19 protein-coding genes and 1 tRNA gene are annotated in these 25,295 nt (G+C 64.7%); 18 read left to right on the forward strand and 2 right to left on the reverse strand.

The features are described 5' to 3' along the window. The first annotated feature begins 70 nt into the window (after nucleotides 1-70). The 7 genes from AMS65_RS14510 to AMS65_RS14540 are packed head-to-tail and all read left to right on the forward strand — an operon-like array spanning nucleotide 71 to nucleotide 7,358. The gene (locus AMS65_RS14510) at nucleotides 71-1,714 is read left to right on the forward strand and encodes an ABC transporter substrate-binding protein (protein WP_053384896.1); all 1,644 of its coding nucleotides are present in this window, start codon (nucleotides 71-73) and stop codon (nucleotides 1,712-1,714) included. Nucleotides 1,715-1,720: 6 nt separating this feature from the next. After that, nucleotides 1,721-2,692: an ABC transporter permease gene (locus AMS65_RS14515; protein ID WP_053384897.1), complete on the forward strand. Its 972-nt coding sequence runs from the start codon at nucleotides 1,721-1,723 to the stop codon at nucleotides 2,690-2,692. Further along, the gene (locus AMS65_RS14520) at nucleotides 2,689-3,561 is read left to right on the forward strand and encodes an ABC transporter permease (protein ID WP_053384898.1); all 873 of its coding nucleotides are present in this window, start codon (nucleotides 2,689-2,691) and stop codon (nucleotides 3,559-3,561) included. Before AMS65_RS14515 ends, AMS65_RS14520 begins: the two co-directional genes overlap by 4 nt. Continuing rightward, nucleotides 3,558-4,379 carry an ABC transporter ATP-binding protein gene (locus tag AMS65_RS14525; RefSeq protein ID WP_053384899.1) on the forward strand — a complete coding sequence of 274 codons (822 nt, stop codon included), beginning with the start codon at nucleotides 3,558-3,560 and terminating at the stop codon, nucleotides 4,377-4,379. The genes AMS65_RS14520 and AMS65_RS14525 overlap by 4 nt, the downstream gene beginning before the upstream one ends. Beyond that, on the forward strand, nucleotides 4,379-5,164 hold the full coding sequence (locus AMS65_RS14530; RefSeq protein ID WP_053384900.1) for an ABC transporter ATP-binding protein: 786 nt from the start codon (nucleotides 4,379-4,381) through the stop codon (nucleotides 5,162-5,164). The genes AMS65_RS14525 and AMS65_RS14530 overlap by 1 nt, the downstream gene beginning before the upstream one ends. Further along, nucleotides 5,161-6,228 carry an endo-type 6-aminohexanoate oligomer hydrolase gene (locus AMS65_RS14535; protein ID WP_053384901.1) on the forward strand — a complete coding sequence of 356 codons (1,068 nt, stop codon included), beginning with the start codon at nucleotides 5,161-5,163 and terminating at the stop codon, nucleotides 6,226-6,228. The genes AMS65_RS14530 and AMS65_RS14535 overlap by 4 nt, the downstream gene beginning before the upstream one ends. 32 nt (nucleotides 6,229-6,260) lie before the next feature. After that, complete coding sequence (locus AMS65_RS14540; RefSeq protein ID WP_053384902.1) at nucleotides 6,261-7,358, forward strand: C45 family autoproteolytic acyltransferase/hydolase; 1,098 nt, start codon at nucleotides 6,261-6,263, stop codon at nucleotides 7,356-7,358. 121 nt (nucleotides 7,359-7,479) lie between these two features. Here the strand turns inward: AMS65_RS14540 and AMS65_RS14545 are convergent, their stop codons facing one another. Next, nucleotides 7,480-8,604, reverse strand: coding sequence for an LLM class flavin-dependent oxidoreductase (locus AMS65_RS14545; RefSeq protein WP_083451731.1), 1,125 nt, complete (start codon nucleotides 8,602-8,604; stop codon nucleotides 7,480-7,482). A 158-nt stretch (nucleotides 8,605-8,762) separates the two neighbouring features. Between AMS65_RS14545 and AMS65_RS14550 the strand changes: the two genes are divergently transcribed. The 8 genes from AMS65_RS14550 to AMS65_RS14590 all read left to right on the forward strand — a co-directional run bounded on the left by AMS65_RS14550 (nucleotide 8,763) and on the right by AMS65_RS14590 (nucleotide 20,041). Next, a complete protein-coding gene (locus AMS65_RS14550; RefSeq protein WP_053384903.1) occupies nucleotides 8,763-9,128 on the forward strand; it encodes a GntR family transcriptional regulator in 366 nt (121 codons plus the stop codon). A gap of 64 nt (nucleotides 9,129-9,192) precedes the next feature. Next, nucleotides 9,193-9,269: transfer RNA gene (locus AMS65_RS14555), tRNA-Pro, on the forward strand. A gap of 177 nt (nucleotides 9,270-9,446) precedes the next feature. Beyond that, nucleotides 9,447-9,680 (forward strand): helix-turn-helix transcriptional regulator, encoded by a 234-nt coding sequence (locus tag AMS65_RS14560; RefSeq protein ID WP_053384904.1) that lies wholly within the window; start codon nucleotides 9,447-9,449, stop codon nucleotides 9,678-9,680. A 4-nt stretch (nucleotides 9,681-9,684) separates the two neighbouring features. Next, nucleotides 9,685-10,863 carry a tyrosine-type recombinase/integrase gene (locus tag AMS65_RS14565; RefSeq protein ID WP_053384905.1) on the forward strand — a complete coding sequence of 393 codons (1,179 nt, stop codon included), beginning with the start codon at nucleotides 9,685-9,687 and terminating at the stop codon, nucleotides 10,861-10,863. Nucleotides 10,864-11,616: 753 nt separating this feature from the next. Beyond that, entirely contained in the window at nucleotides 11,617-12,852 is a 1,236-nt protein-coding gene (locus AMS65_RS14570; RefSeq protein ID WP_162231772.1) for a sigma-70 family RNA polymerase sigma factor, read from the forward strand. Between the two features lie 329 nt (nucleotides 12,853-13,181). Next, a complete protein-coding gene (locus AMS65_RS19130; protein WP_157502315.1) occupies nucleotides 13,182-18,149 on the forward strand; it encodes an SdrD B-like domain-containing protein in 4,968 nt (1,655 codons plus the stop codon). An 885-nt stretch (nucleotides 18,150-19,034) separates the two neighbouring features. Further along, entirely contained in the window at nucleotides 19,035-19,793 is a 759-nt protein-coding gene (locus AMS65_RS19825; protein ID WP_162231773.1) for an AraC family transcriptional regulator, read from the forward strand. A 2-nt stretch (nucleotides 19,794-19,795) separates the two neighbouring features. Next, nucleotides 19,796-20,041, forward strand: a complete 246-nt coding sequence (locus AMS65_RS14590) for a hypothetical protein (RefSeq protein WP_157502317.1) — start codon at nucleotides 19,796-19,798, stop codon at nucleotides 20,039-20,041. Nucleotides 20,042-20,082: 41 nt separating this feature from the next. Here AMS65_RS14590 and AMS65_RS14595 read toward each other — a convergent pair whose 3' ends face one another. Then, nucleotides 20,083-21,240 carry a DNA cytosine methyltransferase gene (locus AMS65_RS14595; RefSeq protein WP_053384911.1) on the reverse strand — a complete coding sequence of 386 codons (1,158 nt, stop codon included), beginning with the start codon at nucleotides 21,238-21,240 and terminating at the stop codon, nucleotides 20,083-20,085. A gap of 423 nt (nucleotides 21,241-21,663) precedes the next feature. Between AMS65_RS14595 and AMS65_RS19505 the strand changes: the two genes are divergently transcribed. The 3 genes from AMS65_RS19505 to AMS65_RS19515 are packed head-to-tail and all read left to right on the forward strand — an operon-like array spanning nucleotide 21,664 to nucleotide 25,176. Beyond that, entirely contained in the window at nucleotides 21,664-22,680 is a 1,017-nt protein-coding gene (locus tag AMS65_RS19505; protein ID WP_157502319.1) for a hypothetical protein, read from the forward strand. After that, nucleotides 22,649-23,215 (forward strand): ABC-three component system middle component 2, encoded by a 567-nt coding sequence (locus AMS65_RS19510; protein ID WP_306455231.1) that lies wholly within the window; start codon nucleotides 22,649-22,651, stop codon nucleotides 23,213-23,215. The genes AMS65_RS19505 and AMS65_RS19510 overlap by 32 nt, the downstream gene beginning before the upstream one ends. Continuing rightward, a complete protein-coding gene (locus AMS65_RS19515) occupies nucleotides 23,212-25,176 on the forward strand; it encodes a coiled-coil domain-containing protein (RefSeq protein ID WP_157502323.1) in 1,965 nt (654 codons plus the stop codon). The genes AMS65_RS19510 and AMS65_RS19515 overlap by 4 nt, the downstream gene beginning before the upstream one ends. Nucleotides 25,177-25,295 lie beyond the last annotated feature (119 nt).

The following is a 25,295-nucleotide window of genomic DNA, read 5'->3' on the forward strand; positions in this document are numbered from 1 at the left end:
CGGCGGGCGCGACCGGCCGGAGTGCACTGCCGCAACCCGGGCCACCACCACTGTCGAAGGAGTCACCACGGTGTTGATCAACCAACGAACCCGCTCCCGAGCGGCCGCCGGCGCCGCGATCGCGCTGAGCCTCGCGTGCGTTCTCACCTCCTGCGCCGCACCCGGCGCGGAGCCGGGCGGTGCCGGACAGACGGAGGCGGCCCCCGGCTTCCTCGCCGTCGCCGACGAAGCCCTCACCGGCCAGGGCGCCCTCACCGTCCAACTGGACTACGACACGAGCGAGGCCGACGGGCTCGATCCCCAGACCGCGCAGACCGCGCGATCCTGGATGATCATGGGCCTGGTCTACGAGACGCTCGTGACCACGGACGAGAACTTCGAGATCCAGCCGAGGCTCGCGACCTCGTGGGAGCAGCCGGACGACACGAGCTACGTGTTCACGATCGACACCTCCGCGACCTTCTCGAACGGGCGCGAGCTGACCGTGGACGACGTCGTGGGCAGCCTCGAGCGCCAGGTGGCGAGTCAGAGCGTGTGGTCCGGCCAGATGGGCCCCGTGGAGTCCATCGAGGCCACCGGCGATGATCAGGTCACGGTGACGCTCAGCAGCCCGTACGCTCCGTTCCTCGCCGCGCTCGCGAACACCCCGGCCGCGATCCTCCCGATGCAGGAGGTGAACGACGGCAGCGTCGACCTCACCACGACGATGCTCGGCACCGGCCCGTACCTCGTCGCCGACCACCGGCAGGACGAGTCGTGGACCTTCACCGCGAACCCCGACTGGCACGGCGGCGATGACATCGCCGTGCAGACCCTCGAACTGCAGATCGTGGATCAGGAGTCGACCAGGCAGGCGGCGCTCCGCGAGGGCAGCGCCGGGATGGCGAACTTCGTCAACATCGACTCGCTGTCGCAGCTCGGCGGCAACGAGGGCCTCCAGATCGTCAACCAGACGCAGAGCGACCTCTACTACGTCTTCGTCAACTCGCAGAAGCCCGACTCCCCGCTGAACGACCAGGACGTCCGCTTCGCGATCAACACCGCGATCGACCGTCAGGCGATCGCCGACATCGTCTTCGCCGGCGAAACGACCCCCACCGGCATCACCCCCTCGAACCTGCCCGGCGCCTGCCTGGTCGACGAGCTGCCGTCGGAGCAGGCCGCGATCGAGGACGCGAGGGCGACCATCGAGGAGACGGGAGCGGGCGATGTCGAGCTCGACCTCATCGTCTACACCTCGGAACCCGTCATGGCGCAGATCGCCCAGCTCGTGCAGCAGCAGCTCGCGGAGATCGGCGTCACGGTCCGGATCGAGCAGTTCGATACCGCGACCTACAACGAGCGGGTCTTCTCGGCGCAGCCGGGAGACTTCGACCTGTCGATCGGCTGGTTCGCGGGCTACTCCGACCCGTCGATGGTGACCAAGTGGTGGAACCCCGAGCAGGCCTTCTTCAACGTCGGCTTCACGGGTGTGCACGAGGATCTCAACGAGCTCATCGCCGAGGGCGCGAGCGAAACCGATCCCGATGCGCGCGCCGAGGTGCTGACCCGGCTGTGCGCTTCCGCCGACGAGTACGCCGAGATCGTGCCGCTCGTGCATCGGCCGTCCATCATCGGCTTCGACACCACGGCCGTGAGCCCGACGATTCAGAGCAACGAGGGATACGGCAACATCCTCCGCAACATCGTCGACTACCGGATGGCCGGGGAGTAGTTCCGGATGCTGCAGATCCTTCGCTGGTCCGCCGGGCGGGTGGTGAGCGCGCTCATCACCCTGCTCGGTGTCTCCGTGCTCATCTTCGTCGCGATCCGGCTCATGCCCGGCAGCTACGAGGACATCATCCTCGGCCCGCTCGCCTCCGCCGAGGAACGGCAGCTGCTCGCCGAGGCGTACGGGCTCAACCAGCCGATCTTCGTGCAGTACTTCGCATGGATCGGACAGGTGCTCACGGGCGAGCTCGGCACCTCCTACGTCACGCAGAGCTCCGTCTCCGGCGAGATGATCGAGCGGATCCCGGTGACCGCGATGCTCACGATCATGGCGATGGCCGTGACGCTGCTCGTGGGGGTTCCGCTCGGGATCTGGACGGGCGTGAGGTCCGGAGCGAAGCAGGGCGGTGCCGTCGGCCGCGTCGTGTCGAGCATCGGCATCAGCGTGCCGGAATTCGTGCTCGGCAGCATCGTGATCTTCCTCTTCTCCCAGTTCTCGCTCGGATTGAAGGTCGGCGGGTTCGCGAGCATCGGCACCGGATTCTGGCCGACGCTCGGGGCGCTCCTGCTCCCCGCCCTGGTGCTCTCCGTCTTCTGCGTCGCAGCGACCGCGCGCACGACGCGGGACGCCGTCATGGGCGTGCTCGTGGAACCGCACATCACGGCGGCCGTGGCACGCGGGGAGACGACCCGGCACATCGTGCGCCACCACGTGCTCCGCAACGCCGGCATCCCGATCCTGACCCTGCTCGGCACCATCACCGCCTACCTGCTCGGTGGCGCCGTCATCATCGAGACCCTGTTCAACCTGCCCGGTCTCGGATCATTCATGGTCACCGGGCTCGGCCGCCGGGACTTCGCGGTCGTGCAGGCCACCGTGCTCTTCGCCGCGGCCGTCTTCGTCACGCTGAGCCTCGTGCTCGACCTCATCACGAGCGCGCTCGATCCGCGCGTCGCCGTCACCGGGAAGGCAGGATCATGACCACCTACTCCCTCCCGCTCTCGAAGAAGAAGCGAGCGGTCAAGACCCGGCCGCCGCGCGACGCCCTCTTCACCGTCGCGGCCTGCGCGCTCGGCCTCATCGTGCTCGTCGCGGTCGCCGCCGCCGTCATCCCGTTCGCGGGCGACCCGGCGAAGATCGTCGGCACCCGGCTCAGCCCGCCGTCGGCGGCGTACCCGCTCGGCACGGACGCCCTCGGCCGCTCGGTGCTCGCGCGCCTGCTCGAGGGGACGCGCACCACGCTCGTCCTCTCCACTCTCGCCGTCGTGTGCACCGCGGTCATCAGCGTGATCCTCGGCCTCATCGCCGGCTACGCGGGCGGCTGGGCGCGCGAAGTCATCATGCGACTGAGCGACGTCCTCTACTCCTTCCCATCGATCGTGCTCGCGATCCTCATCGCCGCGGTCGTGGGCCCCGGCCAGGTGGCGGTGCTCTCGAGCATCGTGCTCGTCACGGTGCCGCTCATGACCCGCATGGTGAGCGCCGCCGCGATGTCCGTCGCCAAGCGCGACTTCGTCACCACCGCGAAGATCAGCGGGGTGTCGGCCCCGGTGATCCTCTTCCGCCACCTGCTGCCGAACGTCAGCGGCACCGTCGCGGTGCAGGGCACGTACGCGCTGTCGGTCGGCATCCTCGTCGAGGGCGGGCTGAGCTTCCTCGGCTACGGCGTGCAGCCGCCGCGGTCATCGCTCGGCCTGCTGATCCAGGAGGGGGGAAGCTACATGCTGCAGGCGCCCTGGCTGCTGTTCGCCCCGGCCGCGGTGCTCGTCGTCGCGATCCTCGCCATCAACCTCATCGGCGATACGATGCGCGACCGCCTCGATCCCCGCGAGACAAGGAGCCTCGTATGACCACCAGTGTTCTCCGGCCCCCGGTGGTCTCGCTCACCCGATTCAGTGCCGAGTACCGCACCCGTCTCGGTGTGACCCGCGCACTCGACGAGATCGACCTCGACGTCGTTCCGGGCGAGCTGCTCGCGATCGTCGGCGAGTCGGGATCGGGCAAGTCCACCGTGTCGCAGGCCATCGGCCGCATGCTGCCGCGCGTCTGCCACGTCACCTCCGGGTCGGTGCGCGTGCTCGGCAGGGACATCGCGAGTCTCGCGCCCGACGCGATACGCGAGCTGCGGCGGGAATCACTGGGGTTCATCCCGCAGGATCCCATCGCGTCGCTCAACCCGACGATGCGGATCCGTCGCCAGCTCGAGCTCGCGCTCAGGCCGCTCGGACGACCGACCGACCTGGAGTCGCTCACCGAGCTGCTCGCGAGCGTCAAGATCCTCGAGCCGGATCGGGTGCTCCGACTCTATCCGCACGAGGTGTCCGGCGGAATGGCGCAGCGCATCGCCATCGCGCTCACCATGGCGCGCGAACCCGAGATCCTGATCGCCGACGAGCCCACGGCGTCGCTCGACGCCCAGGTGCGAGACGAGATCCTGACCCTCATCGTCGACCTGGTGCGGCGCTCCGGCGCGAGTCTCATCTGGATCAGCCACGACCTCGGCGCCGTACGCCGCTGGTGCGACCGGATCGTCGTGATGCACCAGGGCCGTATCGTCGAAGAGGGGCCGGCCGCGCAGGTGCTCGACCGTCCGCAGGCGGAATACACGAGAACGCTGGTCGCCGCGATACCGGGCCGCCAGGATCCCACGACGAAGGAGGCGGAATGATGTCTGCGTCCCATCCGGACACGGATACGGCCCCGGTGCTGGAGTTGCGCGAGGTCAGCGTCACGTTCACGAGCGGGGCGGGATCGAAACGCCGAACCGTCCGCGCGATGAACTCGGTGACGCTCGAGGTCGCCCCGGGTGAGACGCTCGGGCTGGTGGGCGAGTCGGGATCGGGCAAGACCACGACGGCCTCGGTCGCTCTGGGCCTCATGCGGCCCGACTCGGGCGAGGTGCTGCTGCTCGGCGAACCCTTCACGCGATCGCGCAGGGCCAACGCCGGCAAGCTGCAGGCCGTCCTCCAGCACCCGCACTGGTCTCTCAACCCGCGGCGCAAGGTCGGCGAGTCGGTGCGCGAGCCGCTGACGGTCGCGCGGCGCGACCTCAGCCGGTCCGAGCAGCGGCAGCGCGTGATGGAGCTGCTCGAGCAGGTCGGGCTGAACCCGGCGTTCGCCGAGCGCTATCCCCACGAGCTCTCCGGGGGCCAGCGGCAGCGGGTGTCGGTGGCGCGGGCGCTCGTGACCGAGCCACGATTCATCGTCTTCGACGAGGCGGTGAGCGCGCTCGACGTCGCCGTGCAGATGCAGATCCTCGCGCTCATCCGCGAGTTGCAGGCCGAGCACCGCTTCGGCGCGCTCTTCATCTCGCACGACCTCGGCGCCGTGGAGCGCGTCGCGGACCGTGTCGCCGTGCTCTTCCGCGGCGACCTCGTCGAGACCGCTTCGACGGAGGAGTTCTTCCGCAACCCCCAGCACCCCTACTCGCAGACACTCTTGGAGTCCCTATGAACACGACACCGGTACACGCACTCACGGATATCGACGGCGGGATCGTCGTGGATCCCGCGCCCCGCCTGGCGGGCCCGCCCGTCTTCGGCGGCCCGGGCAACGCCGCCTTCGACCTCGTGCCGGTCAGGAGCACCGGGCGGGAGACGCTGCGGTTCGACTTCCCGGGCGTCAGCGTCGGTTCGGCGCACTACGAGGAGGGGCCGACCGGTGCGACGGTCATCCACGTCCCGGCGGGTGCCCGTACCGCGGTCGACGCGCGCGGCGGAGCCGTGGGTCTGTCCGGCGGGTACGACTTCAACCACGCCATCTGCCTGGCCGGCGGGTCGGTCTACGGGCTCGAGGCGGGTGCGGGCGTGAGCGATGCGCTCCTGGAGCGGCACGAGCATCAGACCGGCTTCGCGGAGCTCCAGCTCGTCTCGTCGGCGATCATCTACGATTTCTCGGCGCGCTCCACCGCGGTCTATCCGGATAAGGCGCTCGGTCGCGCGGCGCTCGAGTTCGCCGTTCCGGGGGAGTTCCCGCAAGGACGGGCGGGCGCCGGCATGAGCGCCTCAGCGGGCAAGGTGGACTGGGACCGCACGGAGATCACCGGCCAGGGGGCGGCGTTCCGCCGTCTCGGCGACGTGCGGATCCTCGCCGTCGTCGTCCCGAATCCGGTCGGCGTGATCATGGACCGCGCGGGCGGGATCGTGCGCGGCAACTACGACGCGGCCACGGGCACCCGCCGCCACCCGGTGCTCGACTACCAGGAGGCGTTCGCCGAGCAGCTGCCGCCCGTCACCCAGGCGGGCAACACCACGATCAGCGCGATCGTCACGAACGTGCGGATGAGCCCGGTCGAGCTGAATCAGTTCGCCAAGCAGGTGCACAGCTCGATGCACCGCGGCATCCAGCCGTTCCACACCGACATGGACGGGGACACGCTCTTCGCCGTGACGACCGACGAGATCGAGCTCCCGTCGACCCCGGGGTCCTCGCGCGGGCGGCTGTCGGTGAACGCGACCGCTCTGGGCGCCATCGCCTCCGAAGTGATGTGGGACGCGCTGCTCGAGGCCGCGAAATAGGGGCATCGGCCCCGCAACAGGAGAGGAAGACATTGGACATCATCACCGCGACAGTGGCGGGTGCGGATCCCGTGAGCCGGGGAACCGAGATCGGGAACCGCTTCGGCGAGGAGATCCGCGAGGCGGTCGCCGGCTATCTCGAGTTCTTCGGGATCCGCGGCCTCTCGGAGGAGCGGGTGCGCGGGATCGCCGAGAGCTGCTTCGCAGCGCTCGAGGGCTGGGCGCCGAACCTGGCGGCGGAGCTCGCCGCCACGGCGGAGGCGGCCGGGGTGGCGCTGTGGCGACTCGCCGCGCTCAACGCCCGCACGGAGGTGCTCGCGGTCATCCCTCCCGACACCGAGGGGGAGTGCTCGACCGCCGTGTTCGCACCGCGCGGGTCGGCGGCGCCCGAGACGATCCAGACCTGGGACTGGCACGCCCACCTGTGCCGGGCCGGGCTGATCTTCTCGTACGTTCCGGACGAGCCCTCCGGCGGCGAACGCAGGGTCGGCCGGGTGACGATGTTCACCGAATTCGGCGTGCTCGGAAAGATCGGCGTGAACGACGCGGGCATCGGCGTGCACTTCAACATCCTCCACCACACGAGCGATCGGGGCTTCGGCGGCGTGCCGGTCCACGCGATCGCCCGTCGTGTCCTCGACGAGGCGACGAACGTCGACGAGGCAGAGGCCATCATCGCGTCCGCCCCGGCGAGCGCGTCGACCGTGCTCACGGTCGTCGCCCGCGAGGACGGACCGCACCGCGCCGCCTGCTTCGAAATCTCTCCCGAACGGGTGAGCGTCGTGCGGCCCGACGCCGATGGCTGGCTGATCCACACGAACAATTTCGTCGCCGAGGATCAGCTGCCCGGCGAGGCGACGCGGGACGAGTCAACCACGTACGTGAGGCTCGGGCACCTCGCCGAGCAGCGGGCCGACATGTCTCGCCTGCCGATCGGGCAGCGTGCTGCGGCGATGTGCGGGGAGCCGGGCGAGCTCGCCCCCATCTGCTTCCGTCCGGATCCGGCCGAGCCGCTGCACGAGCAGTGGACGACGCTCCTCACGGTGGGGCTGGACACGTCCGCCGGCGCTCTCGAGTACTTCCCGGGGTCGCCGAGCGCGCTCGCGGAGCACGGGGCGCGCCGGGCCTGAGCGCTTCGCCTCCTGCCCCGCGCCCTCCCCGCTCGAAACGCGAGTCCCGAATGGCTGCTTCCCCGCTCGGGAAGCAGCCATTCGGGACTCGCGTTTTCGGCGCGTGCGACCGGGACGCTCGTCAGCCCGCCAGCAGCTCGCGCACGCGCGGGATGACCTCGCGGCCGTAGAACTCGATGCTCGCGAGGAGCTGCTCGTGCGGCATGGTGCCGTTGGCGTACTTGAGGTCGAAGCGATCGGCCCCGAGAGTGCGCACGGTGCCGGCGATCTTCTGAGCCACGGTCTCCGCCGAACCGACGTAGAGCGACCCGGTGTCGGCCTCGTGCTCGAACTCGGCGCGCGTGGTGCGCGGCCAGCCGCGCTCCGCGCCGATGCGGTTGCGGTTCGCCTCGAAGTGCGGCCAGAGCTGGTCCCGCGCCTCGGCATCGCTCGCGGCGACGTGGCCGGGGGAGTGCACGCCGAGCGGCATCGGATCCCGCTCCAGCTCGTCCTGGGCCTGCCGGTAGAGGTTCGCGAAGGGCAGGAACCGCGAGGGATCGCCGCCGATGATCGCCAGCATCATCGGGATCCCGACCTGCACCGTGCGCAGCACCGACTGCGGGCTGCCGCCCACGCCGATCCAGGCCTGCACGCCGTTCTCATGCTGCGTCTTGGGAAACACCTCCTGCTCCACGAGCGGGCTGCGGAGCTTGCCGGACCAGGTGACGGGGCCCTCGCCGCGCAGCTTCGTGAAGAGATCCAGCTTCTCCGAGAAGAGGGTGTCGTAGTCGGAGAGCTCGTAGCCGAACAGCGGGAAGGACTCCGTGAAGGAGCCGCGGCCGAGCACGACCTCGGCGCGGCCCGAGCTGACGGCGTCGAGCGTGGCGAAGCGCTCGTAGACCCGCACGGGATCGTCGCTCGAGAGCACCGTGACGCCGGTGCCGAGGAGGATCCGCTCGGTGCGTCCGGCGATGGCCGCGAGCGCGATCTCGGGGCTGCTCAGGGCGAAGTCGTCGCGGTGGTGCTCGCCGAGCGTGATCGCGTCGACGCCGAGGCGATCGGCGAGCACGGCCTGCTCGACGACGTCGCGGATCACCTGCGCCTGGTGCACGGGCTCGCCCTCGGGCGTTCGCGTCACGTCGCCGAAGGTGTCGAGTCCGAGGATGAGCTGCTCGGGTGTCGCGCCCGCGACGGCCCGGAGGGGTGCGGTGGTGGTGGCGGGCTTCGGTGCTGATGTCTGTACGGGATCGCTCTGGGGATCGGTCATGTGCGCCTCAACAGCGGCGGGCGAGGGGCTATTCCGCGACTGCGAGGCGTTCGCGTTCGGCCGCAGCTCGTCGCGTGGGAGCGCGCGCCGTCGCGCCGAAGGGTTGACTGCGTGAAATCGTCTCAGTACGTTGTTCGCATCGGCATGAGGGAGCGGCAATGGACATCGAGATGAGGATCGATCCGCAGGATCCGCATCCTCCCTTCGATCAGCTGCGTCGGCAGCTGATCGAGCAGATCATGAATCGCGATCTCCCGGCGGGCACGAAGCTGCCCCCGGTGCGCGGCCTCGCGGCCGATCTGGCGTTGGCCCCCAACACCGTTGCCCGGGCCTACCGCGAGCTGGAGGCCGAGGGATACCTCATCACGCGGGGGCGGGGCGGCACGATCGTCGCCCCGATCGCGGCCGTCGACGACGAGACCAGGCAGCGTGCGGCGGATCTGGTCGCGGACTACGTGACGGGAATGCGCGGCCTCGGGCTCGGTCCCGATGCGATCCTGGGCGAGGTGCGCCGCGCGCTCTGAGCAGAACGCCGATTTTTAGCTTGGCGGGAAACACGATAGAGTGATCCCTGCGTGAAAACGCAATCGGGATGTGGCGCAGCTTGGTAGCGCACGTCGTTCGGGACGACGGGGTCGCAGGTTCAAATCCTGTCATCCCGACCACGAAAGTCGCGGAAACTCAACGGTTTCCGCGACTTTTTAGGTTGTAGAACTTGAACCGGCCACGTAAAACCCATGTAGAACTGTTCCTCGTAGCCCTCTCGACAGACCAGCCTTCTGGCAGGATGCGGTCGCTGCTGATTGCTCGTCATCGGTGTCGAAACAGTGCACCTGATCCCTATGACAGCCACGCCGCCCCCGCACCCCGGTCTCGAACCGCTCCTCGACATGGCGGAGCTTGCCGAGTATCTCGGCGTGCCGCTCTCCACGATCTACGACTGGCGCACTCGCGGGCTCGGGCCCCGCGCCTATCGGTTCGGGAAACGCCTGAGGTTCGCGCTCTCCGACGTGCGCTCCTGGATGGAGGAACAACGCGAAGCCACGCCGGGTGCTTCGAGTTCGGATCGGAGGTAGCGCGATGAGCCGCCCTCGTCTTCCCATCGGTACCTTCGGGGACATCTGGTTCGTGAGCGGCAAGCGTGGGAACGTGCAGGCTCGTGCGAACTTCCGTGACTGGGACGGAGCCACACGCCTTATCCAGGCCACAGCAGCCACGCAGAAGGCTGCCGAGACTGCGCTCAAGGCGAAGCTTGCCACGCGCAGCGAATTCCAGCCCGCATCGACCCTACTCACTCCGGACAGTCCATTCCCCGCGCTCGTGACGTACTGGCTCGAAGACCTCGCCCTCGATGACCACCTGTCGAGGGGAACGAAGGATCTCTACGAACGCAACATGCGCACACTAGTGATGCCGGCGTTCAAGGACTTCACGCTCCGCGAGATCGGGGTCGCGCGGTGTGATCGCCTCATCAAGGAGCTTGCCCGCAAGAGCCACAACCGTGCGAAGCAGGCCCGCAATGTACTCCGGCTCGCCTTCGGGCTGGCCGTCCGACACGAAGTCTTGCCGCGCAACCCCATGGACAGCATTGCGCGATTGCGTCGGCCGCACGCGACCCCAGATGCAATGACGCCGACCGAGGTGAACGTCTGCCGTGCGGCTATCGCGCACTGGGAGACGGGCCTCTCATCTTCCGGTCCGAAACCGGACGGACAACTGGGGCAGATCGTCGAGGTACTTCTAGGGACATCGGCGCGCATCGGCGAGGCGCTCGCGTTCCGCCGCATGGACATCGACATGACCGCTACAGAGCCATTGATGTCGATCACCGGCACGATCATCACGCCCAAAGGTGAACTCGTTCAACGGCAGGATCATCCGAAGACCTCGAAGTCTCGGCGCACGACCGCGGTGCCGTCGTTCACCGCCGAAGCCGTACGCAGTCGACTGAGCAAACTCACCGATCCATCGCCTGAAGCGCTGCTCTTCTGCAGCAGGGAGGGAACCCCGCTCACGCCTGCGAATGTGCGTCGACAGCTTCGGCATGCGCTCTCAGTCGCCGGACTCAGCGGGATCACCCCGCACACGTTCCGGCGCACCGTCGCCACTGCGATCAACGAAGAGGCGAGCACCGAACTCGCCGCCGAACTGCTGGGACACACCGATCCGCGCATCACCATTCAGCACTACATCCGTCGAAACGAAATGGTCGACCCCGCCACGGCGCGGATTCTCGAGCGTGCGTTTGCGAAACCGTAGGAATCGGTGGCGCCTGTGAACGCTCCGAGCGGAGGCGAACAGTTTGAGGTCGCCCGTGAAACTACTGCTCTGGCCATACTCGTCAATCGAAGCTACAGTGTCGGTAACTTGATAGTTGAGGTCGTGGAACGATGTCTTTTTCCTCAGCAACCCTCGGCGGTTTCGAATCTCCTTCACTGCATTCTTGGGTCCCCGGTTCGCCGGGTTTGTCGGCGCGATAGAGCTCACTCACGGTGCCGCCGATTCGGCGGCACCGTGTCCACCCGCTGAAACATGAAGAGAGCGCTTGCCCGCTTCGAGGAGGAGAGCTGCCCGAGAAAGCTGCCGCATGATCGTCCCGTCGGTAGATTGGTGATTGGGTTCATCTTCAGATAGGTGCACAACACTTCCCGCAGAATGCGTCAAGCTGCTTCTCTCGGACATCGTCGCACCTGCTCACATGCTTCTCCCGTAGTTGCTGGAGTCGGATCTCTCACTCATCGTGAGACGAGCGGGAAGCGCCTCACCTCATTCGGCATTCCAAAGATGCGCGTTTGCCAGACATCTGGTGTTCGTGGTGTCGTGTTTGTCCTGAATGTTGCGGTTTTCCGGGCCTTCGAGGGTGCTGGGCGCGGGTATCTTCACCCCTTTCTTCGCCCTGGGGATTCTCAGGTTCGGGTTATCATCAGAGCAGAATCGGCGGAATCTTGGGGATCTGCTGGTCAGGTACAGGCGTGGTGGGGATGTCTGAGGATCCGGGGAGGTGCAGGGACGATGAGCGATGCCGCACTGCGTCTCCCAGACCCGACCCCTTCGCCACGCGCCGACGTGCGGGCCTTGGATGATCGGGCGTTGTGCGATCTGGTGCGTGCCGGCGCCCACACTGAAATGGGTCGTGCGGCGTTCGGGGAGTTGTACACCAGGCATCAGGATGCCGCGTTCTCGCAGGCCCTCCTGATGACTCGTGACCGTGGCAAGGCCGAAGACCTCGTGTCGGAGACCTTCACGCGGGTGCTGCGGGCGCTGGCGAACGGGAAGGGCCCGACGGATTCGGTGCTGGGGTATGTGCTGATCTCGCTCCGCAGCGAAGCGATCCGCACCTGCCACACGGATGCTGGCACGGTCACCGTCGCACCGGACGTTCTCACGGAACTCTTCGACGAACCCGAAGAACCCGTGGCCGAGTCCCTTGGGGAGCGGGATCAGATCGGGCGTGCGTTTGGAACCCTTGCGGAGGATGCGCGCCGGGTGTTGTGGCTGCTAGACGTCGAAGGGGTCACGGCTGAGGCTGCGTCGGAGTATCTAGGGGTGCAGGCGGGGGCGGTACGGGTGATCGCGCACCGGGGCCGGAAGAAGCTCGCCGCCGCCTACCTGCAGCAATACGTCGAAACCCGTGACCCCGACTGTGCAGGCATTGCCCGTCTCCTGGGTGAGCATGTGCGCGGTGAGCTCGGGAAGCGCGACACCTCCAGAGTGGAAGAGCATCTCCCCGGGTGCACGGAGTGCACGGGGCAGGTGTCGCGGTTGCGGGATCTCGGGCAGCAGTTGCGTGTCTGGGCCGGCCCCTTCATTGTCGGCAGCGGTGTCGCCGGGGCAGTCGCGTTCGCTGGTGGTGATGCGACTGCCGCGACGGCGGCCACACACTCGCAGCCATCTACGGAAGCGGGACAGGCGGCGGGAGCCGCGAGTGGGGGCAAGATCGCCGGTTGGGTGGGGCTTGCCGCGGGTGTCGCGCTTCTGATTGCGGGCGCGTTCACTCTGTTCCCGAAAGACGCCACCGGCACCCCCACAGCCCCGACCGCCGGCACCGAAACCACCAGCACCCCCGGCACCGAACCTGACGCACTCAGTGACACCCCGCCGATTACTGCGGAGCCAGGCGAGACCACTCCCACCACCGACACTGCCCCAAACCCCGACCCTGCGGGTGAGGGGGTGCCGGAGCTTCCCGAGAGCGAGCCCACGGTGTCGCCTGATGACGCCACCCCGAACTGGATACTCCGGGACTAGCAGGGGATCATTCGATGACGAGCCTCCCGCGCACGACGATGTGCATTCCGTGCTGGCAAAGATTTCTGGCAGATCTTCCTGAACCCTGTAACACTCCATCCCCGGATGTGGTCTTTACGTGTGAAGGGATATTCGTCTGCACGCGCCCTGACGTGCGCAGATCCGTAAGGTGGCAGGCCCCTGGCGGGGGACCTGCTGCAGGTACACCCTGTCGTTGTATGGAGAGAACGAGGAGACACAGTGCACATCAGTAACCAGTCGTGGGGCAGGCGCCCCGCGAGACGACCCCTCTTTTCGGGGGGGGGGGGGGTAAACTCGTTGCCTCCGCGTTGACGCTCGCGTTGGCGTTTACCCTGACTCCGGCCACGGTGTCATGGGCGGAAGATCCCACGACCGACACGCCCTCGACCGAGACCCCGGCAACGGACACGCCGGTATCGGAGGCTCCGGCGGATGCGCCCGAGACGGGTGGCGAAGACGCCCCCGCACCTATGGATGCCCCGGTGCCGCAGGGTGACGAGGATGCTCCGGCTCCGGCGGATATCGACGATCCTGACCCTGCGCTGCCGACTCTTGCACTCGATGTGCGCATCAAGTCTGACGGTACTCCAGGCTGGGACGCAGACAGTGGCGCGGGCAACGATTCCGGGCCCAACAACGGTGTCGTGCGCGTGAACGACACCGTGACCTACGAGGTCGAGTACGCGGTGCCGTCTGGCACGGCGGAGAACACGACGTTCCAGATCACGTTTCCCAAGGGCATGGAGATCACTGACCTCCCCGGCTTCTGCCAGGCGACTGGTTCCTCGATCGCCCCGGCGACCGCAGGCGAGCCCACGATCCCGCTGACAGCGGACTCGATTGACGAACTCTCGGAGCAGACCCTGATCTGCAACCGAGGCACGATCGTGTCCGGCACCGATATCGTTGATGTCACCGTGAAGGTTCTGAATCTCGCCCACCAGGGCCAGGATCTTCCCATCACTGCGGCACAGATCGTCGCTGACGGATACAACGGCGTCGCGATCGACACCGCGAACCTCCCCAACGTGAAGGCGTCCGCGCGACTGATGTGGGACATCTCGAAGAATGGCGTCGCGTTGGATGAGAACAGCGGCTATGTGAGCGGTCCGGCAGATATTGCCTGCCCCTGGGACAGCTCAGTAGTGTGCAAGATCACCTATTACTCGGTGCTGTTCTCGGCGCCCGCTGGCGGTAAAGGCGCGATGCCCGCGGTCGGTGACGTGACATTCGTGGATGACCTTTCGCCCGAAGCGATGTATCCGAGCCTCACTTCCGTGCAGCATGCTGCGATGAACGCCGACCCCGACAAGTACGGCAGCCGCATCGTGTTTGCAAACACCGACACGAATTACAACCGACCTGGACACAAGATCGGTAGCACCCTGGTGAACCCCCTCACTTCAGTGAACTCCGTACGCGATTCCGGAAGCATTAGCATCGATCAGCCGGGACCCGGAGAACCAGCTGAATTCACAATCGCAAACGCGGACTGGTCCTTGCGCACTTACCCCTCGCAAGTCTCCTACCCCACCGGAAACGCGCTTCCAGGAAATGCTGCATACGCGGTCTCTAGCGCGTTTAGGGTGTACACACCGGTTGCGGCCATTCGAGATTTCGGTGTTGAGTCGAACAACTCCTGGACTCTCAGCACTTACAATTCCTTTACCGATCTCGACATCCGCGGATTCGACTCTGCTACCGATGTACAGACTTCTGCCGACCAGCCGGGAGCCAACGCGGCGAACCTGCCCGGAGGAGTGGCCAGCCCGGTGAACTGGAATGACTACCGCACCACTACACCGATCATCAAACTGCCTGGCGGGTTTGACAAGTTCTTCATGGGGCTCCCCGGCCTCGAAGGCAACGTGAGCCCGACGCTATTCGCGCCGGGAAACACTGCTCTGGGTGAGGGGCCTCCGGGTGGCGCAACTCGAATGAGTGGCGGAATTACTGTAGCTCCGACACAGCTCGTCACCTCACAGCTTGCGGTCACTGCTTCGACGCCATCGTTGCCCGCAGATGTGAGCTGGGTTGGCTGCGATGCCTGGGATAGTAGCAAGCTGAATCTTGCGACAGGAGAGTTCGGTCCGGGACTCTTCAATGGCGCTATGCAGCGTGTCCCTTCTAGCGGTGAAGGCGTATGGATCTCTGGTTACAACAACGTGCCAGAGCCGAAGTACTATGCGGATGATATATCCGAAGTGCCTGATCTGACGGTACAGTACTCTGCCCAGGTCGGTGCTGCCGGCGCTGCTTCCACCTGCGGCGAGGACATGGGCCCCTGGTATGACGATCCTTCTCAGGTTCCCGGAAACGACCCGACTCTCGCTACTCAAGGTGTGTACACCGCAGTCTCACGAGTACGCGCACACATGGTCATTCCTCCTGCGGTAGAAGCTAACGCTGCGACGGGACTTGGAGTACGTGCATCCGTTTCAATCGCCCTGCGTGTGGCTGACAACGGGATGGCGACCGGCACCATCCTCCCCAACTGGGCAAGTGAGAAGCGCGTCAACTTTGATGACCTCAGTCTTAGCGAGGTCATCGCTGCCTCCGGCAACTGGTGGCAGAGCAGTTATACACCAGAAACGCACAGTGGCAGTCCAGGCGACCGCCTGATTCTCGCGCATGCTCAGGCGCGCATCGATAAGCAGGTGCGCAAGGGTGATAGCGGCTCTTTCTCGGACACGCCGCCGCAGACCACGGGCGGTGACCTGGTGCAGTACCGTCTGCAGCCGTCCCTCACTTCGGGCGCGGCGACTCCGGGCATCCTCAAAGATGTCTGGGTCGAGGACTGCCTCCCGGACTCCCAGATCTACGCGTCTGCGTCGGTCACGCCGGTGCTCGTGCAGAGCACAACCCCAGGTGACGCGAAGCGTCCCGCCTGTGCCGCGGGAGAGACGTACATTCGCTGGGTCGTTCCGCAGCACGAGGTCAACACGGTGATGGATCCGATCATCATGTCCGTGAACGTCGACCCGACCGCTGAGGACGGCGTGTACGAGAACACGGTCGTGGTGTGGGCCGAGGACGATGCTTCCACTTTGGAGCAGCGTTCGGATGAGGCGCAGATCCAGATCTCGAACATCCGCGGTGTCAGGATCACGAAGCAGCCGCTGACCCCGGTGGTGCAGGTCAACCGTGCCGGCCAGGCGACCAACGAGCTGAATGAGTGGTCCGTGCGGTTCTCGAACCGCCTGCCGGGCAATGCTCCGGTGCCGAACGATCCGGACATCATCGATGTACTCCCGAAGCAGGGTGTACTGGGGTCTGATTTCCATGGTTCGTTCACCTTCCACTCGGCCGAAGTGACCGACGGCAACGTGCAGGGCCAGCAGGTTCATATTCTTTACACGAAGAATGCGAACCCGTCTGAAGATCCGAGGAACGCCCGGAATGGCGCGACGGGGAACATCACCTGGTGTGATGCCCCGGCTGGCGGTGCGGTCGCTTCGGGCAGCGGTACCGTTGCGGACTGCCCCGCGAGCGCCTCTGAGGTGACGGCGGTGCGTGTGCAGCGTCCGGGTCCGTTCTCCACGGGATCCGCGATCCAGTTCACGATCCGCATGGTCGGCATCGATAACCGTGGCGGGGACGTGTACGTGAACCGGGCGACCGGCTTCGCGGAGGGTCTCGAGAACGCGGTGCGGTCTGCCGAGTCCCCGGAGGTCGCGATCGAGTCCTCGATCGGCGACTACACGTGGTGGGACTTCAACCGCGACGGCATCCAGAACCAGTGGCAGGGCGCTCCCGAGCAGCCCGCGACCGGTATCCCCGTGCGCGTGACGGGTGTGGATGATCTGGGCAACCCGGTCCAGATCGACACCACCACCGGTGCTGACGGCAAGTACGTCTTCGAGCAGTTGCGTTCCTCGAACGAGGGCGGGTACACGGTGACGTTCACCAGACCTGACGGAACCGAGTTCACGGTGAAAGCCGCGGGCGATGACCGTGCGGTGGATTCGAACGCCGACCCCGCGACCGGGGCCGCGGATGCGGTGGTGCTGGGTCGTGACACGCACGATCTCACGATCGACGCGGGTCTTCTGCCTTTGGGCGGGGTGCAGATCAACAAGGCGCTCACGGGGGCCGGGGCGGGCGAGTTCGCCGCTTCTGACATCCTGAAGTTCCAGGTCGTCTGCACCTTCGACCCCGAGCTTGACGGGGTCACCCCAGTCGAGGTGCTGAACCAGGAGGTTATCCTGCCGGTGAACGGTGCGAACGCGGTCACCAGCGACGTGATGGCGGGCCTGCCCGCGTTCTCGTCGTGCACGATCACCGAAACCGACCACGGCAGCGCTGACGCGCCCGCCGCACCGGTGACCGTGACCGTGCCGTGGAATGCGGTCGAGGAGAAGTCTGGGACCGTGACCGGTTCCCTGACGAACTTCATCTCCGCAGGCTCCGTGCAGGTGTCGAAGACCCTCGCGGGTGATGACATCGCGGTGGAGGCTGCGAAGGATCGTATGTTCGAGATCCTCGCCACCTGCCAGATCGAGGAAGCAAACGGCCAAGGTGAGACGGTCCTCACGGACGTGTACTCGGGGGTTGTGAAGATCAAGGGTGGCCAGACGAAGTACCTCGTCGGCGATGACGGCGAGCCGCGCCTGCTGCCGCTTGACGCGCGCTGCTTCGGTGAAGAGGTCAACACCGGTGGCGCGCAAGCGTCCGAGGTTGATTTCGATTCGTGGGAGAACTCGGTGCCCGTCACCGATGGCACCCCGGAAGAGCTGCAGGTCCTCACGATCTCGGCGGTCAACACCTTCGAGAACGCTGAACTCACCGTGTCGAAGAAGGTCGAAGGCCCCGGCACCGGCGGCGCGTATGACTTCACCCTCTCCTGCACCATCCCAGGCGAAGGAGAGAACGGTGAGGTCGTGGACGGCGAGTACGTGCTGCCTGAGGCGGACGCGAAGTTCCGTCTCAAGGATGGCGAGTCGCGCACCATCACGGTGCCTGCCGGGGTGTCGTGCCAGGTGAAGGAAACCAATGTCCCGGACGGGGCGAAGGTCACCATCACCGACAGTGACGACACGACCGATGGCGGGGCGAGTGACGGGATCGTCACGAACCTCACCGGCACGGACAACACGGTCAAGGTGCTCAACACCTTCCCGCCATGTGAGGGTTCGTGCCTCCCGGTGACCGGTGGGCAGATGCTCGGCGCCGTAGGCCTCCTCGGTGCAGGTCTGCTGCTCGTGGGCGGGGCACTGTTCCTGCTCCGCAAGCGCCGTAAGGAAGATGACGCCACGGTGACGCCCGCACACGGATAGCCGCCGGCAGCTTCTGTACGGTTCCCTCTCCATCCCCGACACCGTCTCGGGGGTGGAGAGGGAACCCCCGGAGCCAGTAATGGTCAAACGTGGCGGGCGGGTTCTGGCCACCCCCGGAACACTGTCTCGCATGCGGGGCGAGCCGCCAGAACCCCACCCCAGCCGTCACACACCCAAAGGGCTTCAGTCCTTACCCTGACTTTTCACCGATTCCCTGGACGTTCACTCTCCCTCAGAAACGACGTCCGGGGCCCGACCACCCGCACCACAAAAGCGTGCGGGTGACACACCCCGTCACCCCCAATCCAGGGATCCCCCTCCCTATCCCTTCGTGTATGTGGGATCTTCCGCGCCACCCATCTCCCTCCCCACCCCTAGGGTTGGCGCGCTCTCCATGAAGCTCCGCTGCACAGGGATCAAAAGGGGATGACGGACGCTGCCGAGACTTTTCACTTGATGCCCGAAAAGGGTCATGACAACCACACACGGCATCACCTCGGCGGCAACCCAACGGTGCGGTTCTGGACCCCGCTGACTCCCTCGCGGGAGACGCGGGAATCCAGAACCGCACCACTCTCTTCCCCTCCCCGGCGCCTGCCCGCATCAGTTACCGGGCGGGCCCGATGCGACGATACGAAGACCGGAGAAATGCGCCCAAACCCCAACCAGCCGCCCAGGAACGAGACCGATCTTGTTCCTGCGCTGAACGGGGACCTCCCGAGCCCATTCCTCCCGACCCCGGGCATCTCGCAGCCCGGGCTGCGGGGCGTTCCGCTCACCATCGTGACTGCGATGACGGATGCGCCCGCGCTGATGCGGGACTCGCGGATCGTGTACAAGTTCGTTCGTGCCGGGACCGCACGATTCGCTTCCCCCGCAGGGCAAATGACGCTCGCAGCTGGAGACGTACTCGCAATTGACGCCGGGGTGAGCTATCAGATCGCACCGGACCCCGGCTACGAAGTGACCCGGATCGGGTTCGACCGCCGCTACATCATCGACCAGCTCTACTGGCTCTACACCGGCCTCCTCCCGGACCGTGCCGCAGCGAAGCGGATGCTCGACGCGATCTACCGTGCCCCAATCCACGAAACCCGCCTCGACCAACCCGTCTTCGACCGAGTCTGCGACCTCCTCGACCGCTTGGGCGAAGCCCTCGGGCAGCCGGTGAGTCTCGAGCATCATGCGCAGGCGATGAGCCTGTCCTGGACCCTCATCACCGAACTCGGCACCCTCCACGCCACCCCGCCCGCAGACCCCAGCATCCCCACCCCCGCGCGTGCCCTCGATCTCGGGGCGCGCCGCTTCGGGCCGAGACCCGAGGCCCGCGAGATCGCGGAACTCCTCACCGCCGAGCCCGGCACCAGGTGGACGACCGTGGAGCTCGCCGCCCGCGTCCACCTCTCCCCATCACAACTGCGACGCGTCTTCACCCGCACATACGGGATCCCGCCAGCCACCTATCTCGCTCGTGCCCGCGCGCACCGCATGGCCGCCCTCCTCACCGAACACCCCGACCTTCCCATCAAAGAGGCCGCGCAGCTCGCGGGATGGCACTCCCGCACCCACGCCACCGCCGCGTTCACCCGCCACCTCGGGGCCACCCCCACCCAGTACCGGACCCGCAGCGCAGACAAGGAATGACCATGGCACAACGAACCTCCCCAGCTCCCCGGCCTGATCTCACCGCTTGGATGCTGCGCCTTTCCGACGCCGCCGCCCTCACCGGGCTCATCGTTACCGGCGTGCTCTTCTGGACTCTCGTCATCGCAGCTACCGGCATCCTCCCGCTCTCGCCCCTGCCGCTTGCGAAGGGCATCGCGATCGTGTTCGCCAGCACAATCGTGTTCGCCTGGATCTCCGGCCACATCCGCGACACCCACGCCCACTGACCCTGCAGCGCCCGCAGATGCGTCGGACGGGCATCGCGCCTTCAGCACTCCGACGCGCTGTGAAACACGGCCCGGAGAGCGCTCACTGCGGTGACGGCTTGGAGGGGCAGGACCCCGTTGCCGAGCGCGGTGAGCTGCTGATTCGCCGTCAACCCGATACCGGGGTCTGTCACCCATCCCTGTGGGAGGCCCATCAGCCATTCCACGAACCCGGGCGAGGGACGTAACCCCTGCCCTTCCTGATCCAGTGCTGGGGCTGGGGCTGTCATGCCGGTGACGTGTTCCCATCGTGCGATCGCTGTGGCGTATCGTCCCCAAGCTCGAAGATGCGCCCGACCAGGGACCACAGCATCCCCGATTCGTCCTGTCGTGGATTCGAGATATCGGGTCCGTTCAGTACGAGATCGATGACCTGGTGGGAGAGCGCGATCGTTCCCCTCCTGGCCCGCACCTGCTCGAGTGTCTCCCCGCCGCGGGACGAGTCCGACGCGAGCGGCGTCCGGAACAGCGGCACGGGCGAGGACGAACACGCGGAACCTGGGGTGCGGGGCTCCGACATCGGAAGCGGGTAGGCCGAGCCATGCCGCGTGATACCCGAGGTCGGCCAGGTCTCCGAGAACGGCGCCAAGCGCCCGGAGAGGTCGAACTGGCTCGTCTCCCACACCCCACAAGCCGGGTCCCAGATCGCGAAGGGCTGCATCGGCACGGGTTGCATGGACCGGGGTTGCAGGGGCTGGGGTTGCATGGTCGTCTCCTTCAGGGGTTGCAGAGAGCGGGGTTGCATCAGCCGGGTCGGGGGCCGCGCGGATCGCGGGGGCGGAGAGCAGGCCGCGCACGTTCTCGATCACGACCCATCCGGGACGGAGCCGATCGACTGCTTCGGCCATGTGCGACCAGAGCCCGGAACGGGTGCCCGGCGCGAGGCCGGCCATCTTCCCGACCGTCGACACGTCCTGGCAGGGAAACCCGCCGCAGAGCACGTCCACGGGCTCGACCGCGTCCCAGTCCACGGTGGCGATGTCGCCGAGATTCGGGGCATCGGGCCAGTGGTGCGCGAAGACGCGCTGCACGGGGCTGATCTCCGAGAACCACACCGTGCGCGCCTGGAAGACGTGCTCGACGGCGAGATCGAGACCCCCGTACCCAGAGAACAACGATCCGGCACGCAGACCGGCCAGCGGTACTGGGGGTTCACGCATTGGGGCTCCCGGTGATCGGCGTACCCGGCCTCGCGCGTTCCCACGCCGCCGGATGGTCACCTCACAGGTGCACCCCACCCACACCCTGAACGTCGGCCCTCCACGCAGATCCCGCACCACCTCGGCCCACGCCGACAGGCAGTCAGGCCCTCGCCCTCCGGCCTCGCCTCCCGAGCTTCCACGCGTCTTGCAAGTGTGGAAGTACCTCCCTGACGCACCTCACGCGAAAGGAGCATTGAGCGACGCAGCGGGGCGACGAGTGGTTTGAAGCACATATCGACCGAAGGGGTGAGAATAAATAGTGGCGGGAGGGAACTCGTCGTCGTTGCACTCATGGCTGCTTAAACGGAAGCTCGTAGCTCATCTAGTAACCTGAGTGAAGGAGCATGGCTCTGTGGCGTTGGTCGAGTTTGAGAAGCAAGGGTGCAAATGGAAGAGTTGCCTGCTCCAGACGTCCTTTTTCGCCGCTTCCTTGAGGATAGTAAGAGTTATAGTGGTGCGCGAGCGCGCTTTCAGCTTCTGGTTACGGATTTGGTCTCCGTCCAGATATCGGCCGCTTCTGAAGTGTCGCTTCCCTCCGGCAGTGACTGGGGAATCGACACTTACGTTGGCCCATTAAACGAACGCATTGCCGTTTGGCAGTCCAAGTTTTTCATTGAATGGGGTAAGTCCCAGCGCAACCAGATCCGTGATTCATTCAACGAGGTTATGAAAAAGGCGGATGAGGAAGGCTTCGATGTTGCAGCTTGGACGCTTTGTGTGCCTTCAGTGCTGCCTCCGGCTGAACAGAAGTGGTTTGACGGCTGGTCTGCGAGGATGCGTCGAAAGCATGAGGGGCTCGTAATTGAATTGAAGAACGGCGTAAGACTGCGTCGCGAATTGATGCAACCGGATGCGGCATGGGTGCGGAATCTTTATTTCCCAAAGGTGTCAGAAGGTGCGGCTCCAGTCCTGGTACGGATTCCCAAAGATCTAACTCCTCTTGAGGGCGCGCTGTTCGTGAAGCAGCTCCAAGCCGCGGGACATGACGAAACCGATGCAGCGAAAGGGTTCTTTTTTGCTGCAGAAGCCATGGCAAGAGACGTGGAATCCCGCGGCGTGTTATCGGAGATCAGCGCGCTCAACGAAGTGGAACTTGAGATTCATGGAGCTTGGGAATCCACTTTCAATAGCAAGAAAGACGACGCTGACGATGATGGGAGAATACGAGGACTCGTTGACTCCGTGACGTCTGCTGCTAGTTCTTTCGCGGCAACCCCGGGTTTGCCGTTAAGACCTGCACATAGAAGAGGCCTTGCTCACCGACTTGTCGAGCATACGAAAGCGGGCTGGGTGTTGCATTGGCGGGGTATTGCTTCAGAACATAGTGGACCCGCCGCAAGTCAAGTTGTGAAGGAGGTGCTTGAGCGTGACGGAGGCGAAAACGACACTTCTTCCTAGTGTTGATTTGGATAGGCACGCATCATTCCGATCTGCACAGTTGCTACTCGCGTTCTCAGTTGCACGTCGGCTTTCAGTACAGATGTCCACAACTGATCGGGTCGCGATATATGACTTCTTTGCGGCAAACCCGTTTGCGGTCTTATCTGGAAACGATGCGGCTGATCTCCAAGACGTTACCCGCCTCGAACTCGCGGGGTATGCAAAGGGTCAACTTTCCTATGCTTCACTCGGTCATAGGTTTGTAAGTCGACGTGAACGGATACGCGCAGATCTCGCCATACTCGTCTCACACAGTCTCGTTGAAGTTGGCGAGGAAGCCTATTCCATCACCACTCAGGGTGAAGCCCTTGCGGAAGAACTCCAGTCGGCATACGCGGATGCCTATCGACTGGCTGCAGAAGTAGTTCTGCTGCGCCTGAACCGGATGACGGATAAGGCACTTCGAGAAGCCACTGCCAAGTGGGCAGGAACTCACTGGCTCCTTGTGGATCTATTTGATGACGTTGTCGACCCGGAGGTTGCAGAAATTTGAATGCTGAGTTACAAAAAGGCCTCCGAATCCGTCACTTGCGCCTATTCGGCACGATTGCAAATCCGAGAACTTATGACGTGAGCTTCCTTGAAGGAGATCTCACAAAGCCCATCGGTGTCATCGCGGGAGCTTCTCAGACGGGGAAGACAAGTGTTATTGAGTACGTTCAATACTTGCTCGGAAGCGATGACTACCCTGATCACGAAGAGATGCGGGACAACGTCACGAGTGCCGCACTCGAAATATCGTTGAACGGCGAAATTCACACAATTCAACGCACGACCGTCGGCGCTTCTTCAAAGTTTGCATCAGTTTGGAATGCGCCGATCAACGGCGTTCAAGACGCGATTGAGCGACGCCTGCAAATCGATAAGCCTGGAGAGGAAGATTCGCTTTCCTACTTCCTGATGGAAGCGATTGGGCTTTCAGGTGTGAGGTTGCAAACGAGTGCGGCCAACCCGAATGCCGATAGCCATGCTTTCAGCTTTAGGGACCTATCCCGATTGATCTTCTTCGAGAATTCAAGACTCGACAGTAAGAATCTGCTCGTAGAGGGCGGAAACTCTGTAGTTGCATACAAATTGCAGCAAACCCTGGATTTTGTGTTTCAAGTTTCGGACGAAGAATTGGGACTAGCGACACAGCGCTTGCGTAAAGCTGAAGAGGCTTTGCGTGAGGCGGAGTCTACGGTTCAGGCCCTAACTGCTGTAGTGGACAAAGAATACCCGGAGGGCCCAGCTGGAGTGGAGATCCTCTTCGAAGACGCACGAAGGAGGCAGTCTGCTCTCGCTGAGACAGTCAGAGCAAACGACAAATTGCAAGCGGGAACTCAGAGTGGTCTTGTTGAGCTTCGAAATCGTCTAAACGACGCGCAAAGCGCTGAAAGTGCCGCGTGGGAAAAGGTTCGCGCACGTGAAAGCTTGGTCGAGAGGCTCCGAGCTCTCGCTCTTCAGTACGCGGATGATAGGCGGAAGCTTACGTTCCTTACTGAAGCGGAGCGGGTGTTTGACCCGCTGAGGATCGAGACCTGTCCGGCTTGTCTTTCGAAGTTAAAGGAGCCGGTGCGTTTTGATCATGGACACTGTTCGCTTTGTGGCAACGAAGATGCTTCCGAACAAACTTCTGTTTCGATGCTCTCCAAGAGAGAACTACGCGCAGTGACGCAACGTCTTGACGAGCTCACTGACTACCTTGGTCGCCTGGAACGTCAATTAAGTAGTATGCGGAACCACGCCAGGGTAACGCAGGCTTCCGTGGAACAACTGGCAAAAGAATTGAATCATGCGGCAGATCTCCCCGCTCCATTTCTGGCTTTCAGGGACCAGGCCATGCGAGATTTCAGTGAAGCTCAATCGGAGCTCGCGCGTATTGAAGTGGGTGTTCGGCTTTGGGGTCGGGTGAATGAAGCAGAACATCAACGAGATTTGCGGCAAGCTGCCGTTACGCGGCTGCGACGCGAACAGAGAAGGCTAAGCGCTCGACCTAATCGTGACGAGGTGAAACGTGCGCTTTCGCAACGCTTTGCGGAGATACTTACTGACTTCGGGTATCCAAAGCTAAAAGGTGATGCCTGGCTTGACGACAAGCTGATCCCGCACGTGCGTGGCGCCTTGTACACGAAAGCTAGTAGCGGCGGATTGGTTCTGATCAGCCTCGCCTGGGCCATGGCGATATGGGAAATATCGTGGGAGCGTGAAGCGTTGCTTCCGGGTGTGCTTGTCATTGATAGCCCGCAAAAGAACCTTGGGCATAGGGCGAGCCCCGAAGACCGAGACTTCGCAGACGCGCGGCTAGTGGACAATGTGTACGCTCACGCTGCGACATGGCTGTCGGGTCAGGGACAAGGGGCTCAGCTCGTCCTTGTGGATAATTCGCCACCGCAGCACGTTAATACGCTTGTCCGTTATTCGGGTGACCGAGATGTGAAGCCTTTTGGGCTGATTGATGACGCAGTTGAGTAGCCGGTTGGGTTAGCTCGGAAGCTGCGCTAGTTTCTCTCTGCTGGGTGGGCCTCTGGAGAGTGCTATGTATCTGGGAAGTGTCGTGCGAATTGGAGCCCTCGGCCAGGGCCGCGCACTTC

Origin of the sequence: Leucobacter celer subsp. astrifaciens, from assembly GCF_001273835.1 — a bacterium.
Classification (GTDB): Bacteria; Actinomycetota; Actinomycetes; order Actinomycetales; family Microbacteriaceae; genus Leucobacter; species Leucobacter celer.

What these genes read in the sequence shown, in the direction of transcription:
- AMS65_RS14530 (WP_053384900.1), top strand. Translation starts at nt 4,379, where the DNA reads ATGTCTGCGTCCCATCCGGACACGGATACGGCCCCGGTGCTGGAGTTG.
- AMS65_RS14560 (WP_053384904.1), top strand. Translation starts at nt 9,447, where the DNA reads ATGACAGCCACGCCGCCCCCGCACCCCGGTCTCGAACCGCTCCTCGAC.
- AMS65_RS14545 (WP_083451731.1), bottom strand. Translation starts at nt 8,604, where the DNA reads ATGACCGATCCCCAGAGCGATCCCGTACAGACATCAGCACCGAAGCCC.
- AMS65_RS14550 (WP_053384903.1), top strand. Translation starts at nt 8,763, where the DNA reads ATGGACATCGAGATGAGGATCGATCCGCAGGATCCGCATCCTCCCTTC.
- AMS65_RS14570 (WP_162231772.1), top strand. Translation starts at nt 11,617, where the DNA reads ATGAGCGATGCCGCACTGCGTCTCCCAGACCCGACCCCTTCGCCACGC.
- AMS65_RS14515 (WP_053384897.1), top strand. Translation starts at nt 1,721, where the DNA reads ATGCTGCAGATCCTTCGCTGGTCCGCCGGGCGGGTGGTGAGCGCGCTC.
- AMS65_RS14565 (WP_053384905.1), top strand. Translation starts at nt 9,685, where the DNA reads ATGAGCCGCCCTCGTCTTCCCATCGGTACCTTCGGGGACATCTGGTTC.
- AMS65_RS19825 (WP_162231773.1), top strand. Translation starts at nt 19,035, where the DNA reads ATGACGCTCGCAGCTGGAGACGTACTCGCAATTGACGCCGGGGTGAGC.
- AMS65_RS14525 (WP_053384899.1), top strand. Translation starts at nt 3,558, where the DNA reads ATGACCACCAGTGTTCTCCGGCCCCCGGTGGTCTCGCTCACCCGATTC.
- AMS65_RS14590 (WP_157502317.1), top strand. Translation starts at nt 19,796, where the DNA reads ATGGCACAACGAACCTCCCCAGCTCCCCGGCCTGATCTCACCGCTTGG.
- AMS65_RS14535 (WP_053384901.1), top strand. Translation starts at nt 5,161, where the DNA reads ATGAACACGACACCGGTACACGCACTCACGGATATCGACGGCGGGATC.
- AMS65_RS14595 (WP_053384911.1), bottom strand. Translation starts at nt 21,240, where the DNA reads ATGCGTGAACCCCCAGTACCGCTGGCCGGTCTGCGTGCCGGATCGTTG.
- AMS65_RS14520 (WP_053384898.1), top strand. Translation starts at nt 2,689, where the DNA reads ATGACCACCTACTCCCTCCCGCTCTCGAAGAAGAAGCGAGCGGTCAAG.